This window comes from Nonomuraea sp. NPDC050478 (genome assembly GCF_044458265.1).
Taxonomy (GTDB): domain Bacteria; phylum Actinomycetota; class Actinomycetes; order Streptosporangiales; family Streptosporangiaceae; genus Nonomuraea; species Nonomuraea ferruginea.
The window spans coordinates 1,382,381-1,395,038 of record NZ_JBITHT010000001.1 but is presented as its reverse complement, the minus strand read 5'-3'; the positions used below and the strand labels follow the sequence as shown (position 1 = coordinate 1,395,038).

Below are 12,658 nucleotides of genomic sequence, written 5' to 3'. Positions count from 1 at the left end.
GGGCGCGCCTCGCCTCAGGCGCAGATGTCGGCCTGCCGTACGTCGATCTTGGGGACGTGGGCGAGCGTGTTGGAGACGTAGCAGACCCGGGAGGCCGGGGCGAGCAGCGGTTCCAGCTCCTCGATCGGCAGGCTGGTGTTCACGGTCAGCCTGATCTCCTTGAAGCGCGGGCCGTCGTACTCGCCGACCGCCGACACCTGGAGGTCGGGCAGTTCGATGCCGCGTTTGCGCGCCGACCACGCCAGCGCCAGCGCGTAACAGGACGCGAGCGACCCGAGGAAGTAGTCGGTCGGCATCGGGCCGGTGTCGGTTCCGCCGGCCTCCGGGGGCTCGTCCACCGGGAACGAGAACGCCCCGGCCGTGACGGTCGCCCGCCAGTCGCCCTCCCACTTCGCGATGACTTCTTGCGATTCTCCGGATCTTGCCAAATCTGCTCCCTTGGTGCAGCGCATAGATGAGAGACCGCGGGCCCCGGGGCGGCGCCCCGGGACCCGCGGCCCCCTGTGAGTCAGCTGTACAGGCGGTCGAAGTTCTCGTTGAAGACGAGGTCCGCCAGCTCACCGTCGCCGACGGCTTCGATCATGCGGTGGTACTCACCCGCGAAGTCGCCCCACGGCAGGTCGGAGGCGAACAGCACGCGGTCGCCGCCGATCCCGCGCCGTTCGATCTCCTGCGCGAGCCAGTACGGAGCGAACCCGACGGACCAGGTGAGGTCGGTGTAGACCTTCTTGCCGGCCTCGATCCAGTCGAAGAACCTCGTGCCGATGAGCTTGATGTGGCCGCTCACCCCGCCACCGAAGTGGACCAGGTGGACCGGCGTCTCGTCGGCGTACCGGTCCACCAGCTGGCCGACCTTGTCGATGTCCGACTGCGCACCCGGCGAGGTGTGCACGTGGACGACGAGGTTGTTGGCCTTGGCGGCGGCGAAGATCTTGTCCAGCTGGACCTGGCATTCGGCGTCCTCGACGGACCCGCCGAGCAGGAAGCTGATCTTGAGAGCCTTCACCCCGGTCTCGCCGACGAGCGTCAGCGCCTTCTCGGTGAGCTCGGCGTCCTGCGGTCGCGGAGACGCCCACACCGCGGCGCGGAGCCGGTCGTCCCTCGCCGCCGCCTCGACGACGAGCTCGTTGAGCTCGAACGAGTGCTTGGGATCGGGGACCCCGTAGTTCGGGATCACCAGCGCCCGCTCGGTGCCCTCCGCGTCCAGGTCGGCGAGCAGTTCGTCGACGGTGGCGCGGGCCTTCACGTCCGGGTTGACGGGCGGTCCGCCGTAGAACGGGAAGGCGGGCAGAACTCCGATGTGCCGGTGGGCGTCAGAGTGCCGCGATGGTGCTTTCGTCATCACATGGTCCAAGTGTTGAGCTGGAAGTGGCCCTCCCGCCATGCCGTCAGGGCGGAGTCCAGGACGTCGAGCGGGTTGAACGCCTTGATCCCCGGGATCAGGTCGTCCTCCCGCATGCCGTACAGCGCGCCCATGGCGAAGCGGCAGGCGTAGATCGTGGCGCCCTCGTCCAGGAGAGTCTGGAGCTGCCTGTTGACCGCCAGGTTCCCCGGGAACCCCTCCTTGCCGACCGCGGGGTAGCCGCGACCGGCGGCGCCGAGCAGGACGGCGGGGCCGTAGAGGACGACGGTCAGCTTGAACCCCTTGCGCTGCAGGCGCGTGGACGTCATCAGGTTGACGAGGGAGACGGACCCTTCGAAGGGGACCGAGTGGATGAAGACCGTGGCCTTCTGACCCTCTTCGGCCCGGATGTCTTCGAAGACCTTCTCGCTGGTGTCCCAGAGAACGTCGCCTTCGGCGGGAGTCGCGACGGTTACCGTCTTGGTGGACATGTCACTCCTTCGTGAATTACTCGCTCTATGGTTTGTCGGCTGTCAGACCGCCGGTCCCTTTCGCGGCGGTTGCTGCTTCCACTGCTTCTGGTGGCTCCCCGGCATGCGCGCGATGACCGCGTTGCGCAGCTTCAGGGGCAGCCGGTGGAAGACCGGGACGTAGATCCGGCGCCAGAAGATCTCGACGCCGCGGGGCGGTAGAGGACGGGTGGCGCCGAGACGGGCGGCCACCTTGTCCTGCGCGTCGATCATCAGGTAGTGCTCGGACGTCTGGCGTACCCAGCGAGTCAGCCCCATCTCACTTCCCCAGCTTCGACAGGGCGTTCTGCGCCGCGAGCGAGATGGGCTCGTTGAGCGCGCCGATGGGCGGGCTGTAGACGTTCTCCATCGTCGCCAGGTCGTTGATCGTGATCCCGGTGCGCACGGCCATGGCCAGGAAGTCGGCGCGTTCCTTGATGCCCTCGCCGCCGACGAGCTGGGCTCCGATGAGCCGCAGATGCTCGGGCTCGGCCAGGAGCTTGACCTTGACCGGCTTCACGTCGGGGTAGTAGCGCGCCCGGGAGATGCCCTGCGCGTTGCCCACGACGAAGGGGACGCCGAGGGCGGTCGCCAGCGTCTCGCTGAAGGAGACCCCGCCGATCATCCACTTGCCGGCCACCATGCCCCAGGGCACGTAGACGGCCTGGTACTCGCGGGTGCCGCCTGCCGCGTTCACCCCGGCGACCTTGCCCTGCGCGTAGGCGTGGCTGCCGGAGAGCCCCTGGATCGGCACGTTGGAGACGCCGTGCGGGATCTCGGTGCAGTCGCCGGCCGCGTACACCCCGCTCACCGAGGTGCGCATCCGGCCGTCGACGATGAGGCCGCCGCTCATGCCGGTCTTGAGACCCGCGGCGGTGGCGAGCTCGACGTTGGGGACCTTCTTCGTGGCGACGACCACCAGGTCCGCCTGGATGCCGCCCTGCGACGTGGTGACCTCGCGCAGCTTGCCGCCGTCGCCGACGAAGCCGGTGACCTTGGTGTTGAAGTGGAGCTTGGCCCCCATCTCGATCCAGGACTCCTGGACCGGCTCCATGATGTCCGGGTCGGTCGCGGACGACATGGCCCAGGGGGCGGGGTCGACCAGGTGGGTCTCGATGCCGCGGTGGGCGAGCGCGGTGACCATCTCGGCCCCCAGCGGCGTCGCCTCGTCGACGACCGCGGTCTTCACCGTGTCGAGGACCTTGTCCCACTCCATCGCCTGGCGGATGTTCTTGACGTAGTAGATGCCGCCCAGGTCGCTGTTGGGCACATCAGGGTCGGCATAGTCGAAGCCGGTGGCGAGCACGAGCGAGTCGTAGCGTTCGACGGTCCCGTCGGTCGTGGTCACCGTCTTGGCCTTGACGTCGATGCTCGCGACGGTCGTCTCGTAGCGGATGTCGATGCCCTGGTCGACGTACTGCTGCTTGGTCGCCATGAACAGCGACTCGAAGCTCGCGATCTCGCGGCCGTGGACGTAGGGAATCCCGCAGGGGCTGTACGCGGCGTCCTCGTATCCGGTGAAGACGATGACCTCCGCGCTCGGGTCCGTGCCCTTGGCGGCACCCGCGGCACCCATCCCAGCGGCTCCACCGCCTACAACAACGATTCGCCTGGTCATCTCCCGCTCGTCTCCCATCGGAACTCACCGCATTGAGCATGCTCAAATTTCTATTCACCATACTTGACGTAGCTCTGAGGTACCGTCAAGGTGTGTACAAGGACTGGTTGAGAACCCGAGAAACGCGTGAGTTTGGCGGAGGGTCTGCGTGATCGCACGAGTGGCCGAAGTCGTCTCCGGTATCGGCCCGAAGATCAAGTCACTCCGCAAGCAGAACGGCTACTCGCTTCAGTCACTTGCCGAGCGCGCCGATGTGTCGGCGGCGACGATCCACAAGATCGAGCAGTCGGACATGGTCCCCACCATCACGACCCTGCTCAAGATCGCCGGAGCGTTCGAGCTCCCCGTGTCCTACTTCGTCGAGGACGACGACGACCACCTGCCGACGGTCCACACCCGGGCCGCCAACAGGCGCCCGATCTACACCTCCCACGCGGGGCTCGATCTGGCCGGGATCACCGGCCCGTACGGCGACTTCCTGATGGCGGCGGCCGTCGCGACGGTCCTCCCCGGCGCGAGCAGCGGCAGCAAGCCGATGGGACACCCCGGCGAGGAGCTGCTCTACGTGATGTCGGGCAAGCTGGCGTTCACGGTCGCCGACACCGCTTACATGCTGGGCGCCGGCGACTCGCTCCACTTCCGCACCCAGCAGCCCCACTCCTGGCGCAATCCGGCCGAGGAAGACTGCGTGGTCCTCTGGATGGCGCTGCGCCCGCAGCAGTGAAGCCGTGCGTCTCCTCCCTGGAGACGCACGGCTTCCGTCGTGCTGGTGACGTCAGGCGTAGCCCCACGCGCCGGCGTACTTGGCGAGCCGGGGCGAGAGCGTGGCGGTGCCGAAGGTGCGGGCCGGCTGGATCCGGCCGGACTTGATGTTGTCGCTGCGGTCGCCCAGGTTCGGCAGGTACCTGCCGTGGTCGTGCTTGCCGTAGTCGAGCATCTCCGGCTCCCAGGGCACGCCCAGGTAGTCGCAGACCTCGCGGGTGACCCGCTCGGGCTCGGCGGTCAGCTCCTCGTAGCGGAGCGTCAGGCCGTCGAGGGTGGTGCGGGCCTTCTCCAGGGGCTTGAAGTACTTCAGCGCGTTGGCTTCCAGGGCTTCGCGCGAGCTGGTGTTGCCCTTGCGGTTCTCCAGGGAGGAGACCACGCCCTCCGGGTGGCGCAGCAGGAAGAGGAACTTCGCCTTCGGCCAGGCGTACTTCAGCCGCTCCCAGGTGAAGACGTTGCCCGGGGTCTTGTCGACGATGACGTCCTTGCCGCTGCGCTGCAGCTCCAGGTGGAGGATGCGGTCCCACAGCACGTGCTCCAGCTCCACCTGGTCCAGGCCGAGCTCCAGCATGGACTCCTCGGAGAAGCCGGGGGCCGGCTGCACCCTGAGCGTGCGCAGGTGCAGCTCGTGCGGGGCGCGGACGCGGGAGTGGCTGTTGAGCAGGCTGCGCAGGAGCGTGGAGCCTGATCGGACCGAGGCGATCACGAAGACGGGCGACTCCACCTGGCGCGGCATGATCGGGACGCTGTAGTCGACGACCTGCACGCGTTTCGGCGGGCGGGGGGAGTCGGCGTTCCTGGGCCTGTTCGCGTCCATCGCCTTGGCCGGTTTCGGGGGACGCAGCGCCTCACCCAGAAGCCGAACCCTTCGCCTGATGCCGGTTTTCACGACGCTCATGCGCGACCTGCTGCCTTTCCGTCCGCGTGCTTCCCTCTCCCCCGATTCGGGCGTCCGGAACAAGAGTTACGGTCGCCGTAGTGCGACAAACGTAACTTAAACGGTAGATAACGGCAAAAATCCCCCATGCTGGCCCCGCTCGTCCGCGGGGAGATCGTCGGCGGCGTCTGGGCCGGCATCACATACGTCCTTACCTGGGGAGGGTCCCGACAACCTATCTCCGCACCCCCCGCACGGCTATCCGAACGGCTACTACTCCCAGGGAACCTGGAGCCGCCGCTAGCATGCCGGTACGGCGATCAGAAGGAGATCAGCGATGCCCCAGCACTCCCCGGTCCGTCGCACCCCCCTCGACGCGGAGGAACAGGCCCGCGCCGAGGCCAACTTCGCCTCCCTGGTCACCGAGCACCTCCTCACGAGCGGCCGGTTCAGGGTGAGCGCCGACACCCCGGAGATGGTCGACCTCTTCCAGGGCGTGGCCCGCAGGGTGGGCGAGCGGCTCGGACGGCCCGTGGTCAGTTACGCCAACGGCCGATACATCGTGATCGCCTTCAGCCAGGAAGAGACCGCCGCCCTGGCCTGAAAGTTTCACCTCCAAGACAGGCGTCGTCGCAGGTCGCGGGCTCTGACCTGCCGCGGTCGTTGAGGTCTCGCGCCACCGGTGCCTACGGTGCTGGCGTCCGCATACGACGATCCCGCCAAGGAGCCCGTCATGCGCGCCCGTCTCGTCCCCGCGCTCGTCATGGCGCTGGTCGCCCTGGTCCTCACCGCCCCCGGGGCGCGCGCCCAGGTGGTCGGCGGGTTCGACTTCGATCGGGCGGAGGTGTCCGTCACGGGGCTGCAGGTGCCGTGGGGGCTGGCCTTCCTGCCCGACGGCAGCGGGCTGGTCTCCGAGCGCAACACCGGGCGCATCATGCGGGTACGCCCCGGCCAGGCGGCCACGCAGGTCGCCACGGTCGCCGGGGTGAGCGCCTCGGGTGAGAGCGGGCTGCTCGGCATCGCGGTCAGGGACGGCTGGGTGTACGCGTACTTCACCAGCACCGCCGGCGACAACCGCCTGGTCAGGTTCGAGCTGACCGCGCCGCAGACGCAGACCGTGATCCTCTCCGGGGTGCCCAGCGCGACGATCCACGACGGCGGCCGCATCGCGTTCGGTCCCGACGGCATGCTGTACGTGGCGACCGGCGACGCCGGCACCACCTCGAACGCGCAGAACCTCAACAGCCTCGCGGGGAAGATCCTGCGCATCACGCCCACCGGCGCGATCCCCGCCGACAACCCGTTCCAGGGCTCCCGGGTCTGGAGTTACGGTCACCGCAACGTCCAAGGGCTGGCCTGGGACGCGCAGGGCAGGATGTACGCGACCGAGTTCGGCCAGAACACCTGGGACGAGGTCAACCGGATCGTCGCGGGCGGCAACTACGGCTGGCCCACCTGCGAGGGCGCCTGCGGCAGCGGTTCCTTCCGCAGCCCGATCGTCACCTGGACCACGGCCGAGGCGTCGCCGAGCGGTCTCGCGTACGCGAACGGCACGCTCTTCGCGGCGGCGCTGCGCGGCCAGCGGCTGTGGGCGGTGCCGCTGAACCCGGACGGCACGGCGGGCACCCCGCAGGCCGAGTTCACTTCGGAGTACGGGCGGCTGCGCGCGGTCGCGGTGGGCCCCGACGGCTGGCTCTGGGTGGCGACCAGCAACCGCGACGGCCGCGGCAACCCGGTCGCCCAGGACGACCGGATCGTCCGCGTCCCACCGGCCTCGACCGGGGGCGACACCACCCCGCCGACCGCCCCGGGCAACCTGACCGCGACGGGCACGACGGCCACCGCGACCACCCTGACGTGGGCCGCCTCCACCGACGACACCGGCGTCGCCGGTTACGACGTGCTGCGCGCGCCGGGCTCGTCGGGCGGCTCGTTCGCCCAGGTGGGCACCTCCGCGACCACGACCTTCACGGCCACCGGGCTGACGCCGCAGAGCACGTACCGCTTCCAGGTCCGCGCCCGTGACGCGGCGGGCAACCTCTCCCCTGCCTCCGGCACGGTCACCGTCACCACCACCACGGGCGGCACCACGGGCGGATGCGCGGCGGTGGCCACCACCCAGACGCAGTGGCCCACCGGTTACGTCGTCCAGCCCGTCACGGTGACCAACACCGGGACGTCCCCCATCACCGGCTGGCGGGTCACGGTCACCCTGCCGGCCGGGCACCAGATCACCGGCTCGTGGAACGCCGCCAGGTCCGGCGCGGTCTTCGAGAACGCCCCCTACAACGGCGCCCTCGGCCCCGGCCAGAGCACCACGTTCGGCTTCCAGGCCACCCGGTCAGGCGCCGACGCCGGGCTGCCCTCCGGCTACGCGTGCGAAGTGCGCTAGCTTGCCCGGATGGAACGGACACCACCCATCTTCACCGGTGACGAGCGCGCCGTGCTCAACAGCTGGCTCGACTGGCAGCGCGAGACGCTCGCCGCCAAGTGCGCCGGGCTGAGCGAGGAGCGGCTGCGCGAGCGCGCCGTGCCGCCGTCGGGCCTGTCCCTGCTCGGCCTGGTCAGGCACATGGCGCACGTCGAGCGGGCCTGGTTCCGCCAGATCATCGACGGCGAGGACGTGCCGCGGCTGTGGGGCAAGGACACCCGCCAGGACGCCGACTTCGAGGAGGTGGACACCGCCTCGGCCGAGGAGGCGTTCGCCACCTGGCGGGCCGAGATCGCGCGGGCCCGGGAGATCTCGGCCGCCCTGCCGCTGGACGCGCTCGCCAAGGGGCAGCGCCACGGCCAGGACGTGTCGCACCGGCGCACGCTGATCCACCTCATCCAGGAGTACGCCCGCCACAACGGCCACGCCGACCTGCTGCGCGAGCGGATCGACGGCACGACCGGGGAATAGCGCGTTGGCCTCGGCCCCGGGGAACCGCAAGAATGGCGCGATGAGCGTGGCTGACAGCACGGAGACCGACTGGGTGTCCAGGTTCGCGGATGAGGTGATCTCCGAGGCGGAGCGCCGCGCGCCGGGCGAGCCCATCGTGTGCGCCTCGGGCCTCAGCCCGTCGGGGCCGATCCATCTGGGCAACCTGCGCGAGGTGATGACCCCTCACCTGGTCGCCGACGAGATCCGCAAGCGCGGGCACGCGTGCGTGCATCTGCTGTCGTGGGACGACTACGACAGGTTCCGCAGGGTGCCGGCGGACGTCGACCCGTCGTGGGCCGAGCACGTGGGCAAGCCGCTCAGCTCGGTGCCCGCGCCTCCGGGCAGCGACCACGCCTCGTGGGCCGACCACTTCAAGGCGCCCATGATCGAGGCGCTGGCGGAGCTGGGCGTCGACTACCGGGGCATCAGCCAGACCGAGCAATACACCTCGGGCGCGTACCGGGAGCAGATCCTGACCGCCATGCGCGAGCGCGAGAGCATCGACGCGGTGCTGGCGCGCTACCGCACCAAGCAGGGCGAGGAGCGGCCGGGCGCCTATTACCCCTATCGCCCGTACTGCGAGATGTGCGAGCGCGACCTGACCACGGTCACCGCATACGACGACGACACCACCGAGCTGGCCTACTCCTGCGCGTGCGGGTTCGGGGAGACGGTGCGGCTGGCCGAGCACGACCGCGGCAAGCTGGTGTGGAAGGTCGACTGGCCGATGCGCTGGGCGTACGAGGGCGTGGTGTTCGAGCCGTCGGGCGTCGACCACCACTCGCCCGGCTCGGCCTGGGTGGTCGGCGGGGAGATCGTCGGCCCGGTGTTCGGCGGCGAGCGGCCGATCGGGCCGATGTACGCGTTCGTCGGCATCACCGGCATGGCCAAGATGAGCAGCTCGAAGGGCGACGTGCCGACCCCGGCCGACGCGCTGCGCATCATGGAGGCGCCGGTGCTGCGCTGGCTCTACGCCCGCCGCAAGCCGTCCCAGTCCTTCAAGGTCGCCTTCGACCAGGAGATCCAGCGGCTCTACGACGAGTGGGACGCGCTCGGCCGCAAGGTCGCGCAGGACGAGGCGCAGCCGGCCGAGCTGGCCGCGCACGCCAGGGCCGTGCGCACCTCGCGCGGCCCGCTGGCCGCCACCCCCCGGCCCGTGCCCTACCGGACTCTCGCCTCCATCGCGGACGTCACGACCGGCGACACCGGCCAGATCGGGCGCATACTCGGCGACCTCGACGGCGTCGCCGCGCTCGACGAGGTCCGGCCGAGGCTGGACCGGGCGCAGGCGTGGATCGACACGCACGTGCCCGCCGACCAGCGCACGCGGGTGCGCGAGTCGCCCGACGAGGAGCTGCTGGGCTCGCTCGGCGAGGACGAGCGCGAGTCGCTGCGCATGCTGACGGAGGGCCTCGACGAGCACTGGTCGCTGGAGGGGCTGACCACGCTGGTGTACGGGGTGCCGAAGCTGCGGGCCGGGCTGGCGGCCGACGCCAAGCCGACGCCCGAGGTGAAGGCGGCGCAGCGGGCCTTCTTCGCGCTGCTCTACCGGCTGCTGGTGGGCCGCGACACCGGGCCGCGGCTGCCGACGCTGCTGCTGGCGGTGGGCGCCGAGCGGGTCCGCAAGCTGGCCGGCGTGTGAGCGCCGTCTACCTGATCACCGGCATCCAGGCGGCGGGCAAGTCGACCGTGGCGCAGGCGCTCGCCGAGCGGCTGCCCAGGGCCGCGCACGTGCGGGGAGACGTGTTCCGCCGCATGGTGGTCACCGGCGGCGTGCCGATGACCCCCGGCGCCGGCGATGAGGCGGTGCGCCAGCTCCGCCTGCGTTACCGCGTCGCGGCCGCCGCGGCCGACCTCTACGCGAGTGAGGGGTTCACCGCCGTGGTGCAGGACGTGGTGCTCGGCCCCGACCTGGAGCTGTTCACCCGGCTGGTGACCACCCGCCCGCTGATGGTGGTGGTGCTCGCGCCGGACGCCGCCACCGTGGCGCGTCGGGAGGCGGAACGCGCCAAGACCGCCTACGGCGCGTGGACCGTGGCCGAGCTGGACGCGGGGCTGCGCCGCGACACGCCGCGCATCGGCCTCTGGCTCGACACCTCCGCGCAGACCCCCGCCGAGACGGTCGACGAGATTCTGGCCCGTACGAAGGAAGCCACGATCTAGCGCATGGGACGGCTCGTTGTCAAGCCGTCATGACCGGATGGACGTTCGCCGGTAAGAACACCTTTTTCCGTATATGTTCGCAGGTCACGGAGTGGTCACCGACACAGAGATCCGCGACTGATGCAAGGCGTCGTCAAGTGTCTTGCATGCGCGTGAAGGGATCTTTGCCTGCATGAACGAGCAGCCCTTCCCCGCCACCGTCAGCGTCATCGTCCCGGCGCTGAACGAGGCAGACAACCTCCCCCACGTCTTCGCCACCCTACCGGCCTGGATCGACGAGGTGATCCTGGTCGACGGCGACTCGACCGACGACACGGTGGCGGTCGCCCGCCGCCTCCGCCCTGACCTGCGCGTGGTCGCGCAGACCCGGCGCGGCAAGGGCAACGCCCTGATCGAGGGAGCGGCGGCGGCGAAGGGCGACATCATCGTCATGATGGACGCCGACGGATCGACCGACGGCCGCGAGATCCGCTCGTTCGTCAACGCGCTCGCCGCCGGCGCCGACTTCGCCAAGGGCTCGCGGTACGCGCCGGGCGGCGGCTCCGACGACCTCAGCCCGCTGCGCTCACTCGGCAACCGGGCGCTCACCGTCCTGACCAACCTGATGTACGGGACGCGCTACACCGACCTGTGTTACGGCTACAACGCGTTCTGGGCACGCCACCTCGACGCGCTCGCCCTCGACTGCGACGGCTTCGAGATCGAGACCCTGATGAACATCCGCGCCGCGAGGGCCGGCCTGGTCACCAGGGAGGTGCCCAGCCACGAGCGCTGCCGCATCCACGGCGAGAGCAACCTGCACGCGCTGCGCGACGGCTGGCGGGTGCTGAAGACCATCTTCCGGGAGCGATTTCGCGCCTCCACGGCCTCCCCGGCCGAGGTGGCGCTCGCCAAATGAAAGGTGACACCTCCTAACATGCGATATATCGTGATCGGCGCGGGAGCGGTGGGCGGCACCATCGGGGCCCGGCTCCACCAGGGCGGCCACGACGTGCTGCTGGTGGCACGCGGAGCCCACTACGAGACGCTGCGCGAACGCGGCCTGCGCCTGATCACCCCCGGCTCCGACCAGGTCATCGACATCCCCGCGACCGACGGCCCGGTGCCGGCGCGCGACGGCGACGTGCTGATCGTGGCCACCAAGTCGCAGGACACGGTGGCCGCGCTCGACCCGTGGCCCCGCCACCTGCCGGTGGTGTGCGCGCAGAACGGCGTGGCCAACGAACGGACCGCGCTGCGCCGGTTCGAGAGGGTCTACGGCATGTGCGTGTGGCTGCCGGCCCTCCACACCGAGCCCGGCGTCGTGGCCGCCTACGGGTGGCCGCGCTCGGGGCTGCTGCACGTCGGCCGCTACCCGTACGGCTCCGACGAGCTGGCCAAGCAGATCGCCACCGACCTCGACCGCAGCCACCTGGTCGGGGTGACCTCCACCGAGGTCATGCGGTGGAAGCACGGCAAGCTGCTGACCAACCTGACCAACGCCGTCGAGGCGCTGTGCGGGCCCGACCCCGCCGCCCGGCCCCTGCTGGACCAGGCCAGGGCCGAGGGCGTCGCGGTGCTGGAGGCGGCCGGGATCCCGTACTCGACGCCGCGGGAGGAGCGCGAGCTGCGCGGCGACCGCGTCGACATGCGCCCGATCGGCGGCGAGGCGCGCGGCGGCGGCTCGTCCTGGCAGAGCCTGGCCAAGGGCTCGGGCTCCATCGAGGCCGATCACCTCAACGGCGAGATCGTCCTGCTGGGGCGCGAGCTGGGCCTGCCGACCCCGGTCAACGAGGTGCTGCAGCGCGAGGCCAACCGGTTCGCCCGCGAGCGGCGGCGGCCGGGCTCGATGACGGTCGAGGAGCTGACCGCGCTCATCGGCGCGCGTTCCGCATACGGATTCCGCTGAACTCCAGGCTGCTGCCGATCACCTCCTCCCAGAACGGCCAGAGGCTGTCGAGCAGCCGGAGCTGGATGCCCGCCCGCTCGTGCAGCTCGACCAGGTCGCCCACCGGCTCGGGCGGGCCGAGCGGCGTCACGGGCACCGTGGACACCACGGCGTGCGGCGGGTCGCCGATGGGCGCGAAGCCGTCCGCGGGCAGCCGGTAGGCGTAGAGCCTGGTCTCCAGCATGGGCCTCAGCCAGCCGTACTCGATGGCGTGCACCCGGTCACCGCAGCCCGCGCCGATGATCCGTACGGCGTCCTCCGCGGTGGTCCCGGGCCCCGTCCAGGCCAGCGCCCGCGGGCAGGCGCGCGGAAACCAGTAGTCAGGGCACCGGTCGGCCCCCACCGCCCACACGTACGGCTCGCTCTGCCTGGACGTCGGCGCCACGTGGGGGACGAACCGCTCGATCGTCGGATCCTCCGAGAAGTGCAGAACCTCGCCGGGATCGGGTCTCATCCCTTGATCCTCGCGCATATCCCCACGCTCCTTGGGCAGTTGGACGTCGCTTTGACGACAAGGGGTGAGTGCAGATGATCTTC

The 12,658-nt window shown here is 70.4% G+C and carries 15 protein-coding genes; 8 read left to right on the top strand and 7 right to left on the bottom strand.

Annotated elements, in window-relative coordinates; translation table 11 throughout:
- Nucleotides 1-14: 14 nt before the first annotated feature.
- The 5 genes from ACIBF7_RS06690 to ACIBF7_RS06670 form a co-directional block, all read right to left on the bottom strand.
- On the bottom strand, nucleotides 15-428 hold the full coding sequence (locus ACIBF7_RS06690; protein ID WP_187281463.1) for an OsmC family protein: 414 nt from the start codon (nucleotides 426-428) through the stop codon (nucleotides 15-17).
- Nucleotides 429-508: 80 nt separating this feature from the next.
- Nucleotides 509-1,342, bottom strand: coding sequence for an amidohydrolase family protein (locus ACIBF7_RS06685; protein WP_148034931.1), 834 nt, complete (start codon nucleotides 1,340-1,342; stop codon nucleotides 509-511).
- Nucleotides 1,342-1,833 carry an MSMEG_0572/Sll0783 family nitrogen starvation response protein gene (locus ACIBF7_RS06680; RefSeq protein ID WP_148034932.1) on the bottom strand — a complete coding sequence of 164 codons (492 nt, stop codon included), beginning with the start codon at nucleotides 1,831-1,833 and terminating at the stop codon, nucleotides 1,342-1,344. Before ACIBF7_RS06680 ends, ACIBF7_RS06685 begins: the two co-directional genes overlap by 1 nt.
- 42 nt (nucleotides 1,834-1,875) lie before the next feature.
- Nucleotides 1,876-2,130 (bottom strand): hypothetical protein, encoded by a 255-nt coding sequence (locus ACIBF7_RS06675; RefSeq protein ID WP_148034933.1) that lies wholly within the window; start codon nucleotides 2,128-2,130, stop codon nucleotides 1,876-1,878.
- A 1-nt stretch (nucleotide 2,131) separates the two neighbouring features.
- Nucleotides 2,132-3,469 (bottom strand): FAD-dependent oxidoreductase, encoded by a 1,338-nt coding sequence (locus tag ACIBF7_RS06670; RefSeq protein ID WP_148034936.1) that lies wholly within the window; start codon nucleotides 3,467-3,469, stop codon nucleotides 2,132-2,134.
- 148 nt (nucleotides 3,470-3,617) lie between these two features.
- On the opposite strand from ACIBF7_RS06670, the gene ACIBF7_RS06665 reads away from it, so the two are divergent.
- Nucleotides 3,618-4,193, top strand: a complete 576-nt coding sequence (locus tag ACIBF7_RS06665; protein ID WP_148036247.1) for a helix-turn-helix domain-containing protein — start codon at nucleotides 3,618-3,620, stop codon at nucleotides 4,191-4,193.
- Between the two features lie 51 nt (nucleotides 4,194-4,244).
- On the opposite strand, the gene ACIBF7_RS06660 is transcribed toward ACIBF7_RS06665, so the two are convergent.
- The gene (locus tag ACIBF7_RS06660; RefSeq protein WP_397196599.1) at nucleotides 4,245-5,129 is read right to left on the bottom strand and encodes a sulfotransferase family protein; all 885 of its coding nucleotides are present in this window, start codon (nucleotides 5,127-5,129) and stop codon (nucleotides 4,245-4,247) included.
- A 316-nt stretch (nucleotides 5,130-5,445) separates the two neighbouring features.
- Between ACIBF7_RS06660 and ACIBF7_RS06655 the strand changes: the two genes are divergently transcribed.
- The 7 genes from ACIBF7_RS06655 (at nucleotide 5,446) to ACIBF7_RS06625 (ending at nucleotide 12,082) form a co-directional block, all read left to right on the top strand.
- Entirely contained in the window at nucleotides 5,446-5,712 is a 267-nt protein-coding gene (locus tag ACIBF7_RS06655) for a hypothetical protein (RefSeq protein ID WP_397196598.1), read from the top strand.
- A 129-nt stretch (nucleotides 5,713-5,841) separates the two neighbouring features.
- Complete coding sequence (locus ACIBF7_RS06650) at nucleotides 5,842-7,500, top strand: PQQ-dependent sugar dehydrogenase (RefSeq protein WP_397196597.1); 1,659 nt, start codon at nucleotides 5,842-5,844, stop codon at nucleotides 7,498-7,500.
- Between the two features lie 9 nt (nucleotides 7,501-7,509).
- Nucleotides 7,510-8,010 carry a DinB family protein gene (locus ACIBF7_RS06645; RefSeq protein WP_397196596.1) on the top strand — a complete coding sequence of 167 codons (501 nt, stop codon included), beginning with the start codon at nucleotides 7,510-7,512 and terminating at the stop codon, nucleotides 8,008-8,010.
- A gap of 40 nt (nucleotides 8,011-8,050) precedes the next feature.
- Complete coding sequence (lysS, locus tag ACIBF7_RS06640) at nucleotides 8,051-9,673, top strand: lysine--tRNA ligase (protein ID WP_397196595.1); 1,623 nt, start codon at nucleotides 8,051-8,053, stop codon at nucleotides 9,671-9,673.
- A complete protein-coding gene (locus tag ACIBF7_RS06635) occupies nucleotides 9,670-10,194 on the top strand; it encodes an AAA family ATPase (RefSeq protein WP_271280238.1) in 525 nt (174 codons plus the stop codon). The genes lysS and ACIBF7_RS06635 overlap by 4 nt, the downstream gene beginning before the upstream one ends.
- Nucleotides 10,195-10,366: 172 nt before the next feature.
- Nucleotides 10,367-11,092 (top strand): glycosyltransferase family 2 protein, encoded by a 726-nt coding sequence (locus ACIBF7_RS06630; RefSeq protein ID WP_148036241.1) that lies wholly within the window; start codon nucleotides 10,367-10,369, stop codon nucleotides 11,090-11,092.
- Between the two features lie 18 nt (nucleotides 11,093-11,110).
- A complete protein-coding gene (locus ACIBF7_RS06625; RefSeq protein WP_148036240.1) occupies nucleotides 11,111-12,082 on the top strand; it encodes a ketopantoate reductase family protein in 972 nt (323 codons plus the stop codon).
- Here ACIBF7_RS06625 and ACIBF7_RS06620 read toward each other — a convergent pair.
- Nucleotides 12,048-12,575, bottom strand: a complete 528-nt coding sequence (locus ACIBF7_RS06620; protein WP_148036239.1) for a DUF6886 family protein — start codon at nucleotides 12,573-12,575, stop codon at nucleotides 12,048-12,050. The genes ACIBF7_RS06625 and ACIBF7_RS06620 overlap by 35 nt on opposite strands.
- Between the last annotated feature and the right edge of the window lie 83 nt (nucleotides 12,576-12,658).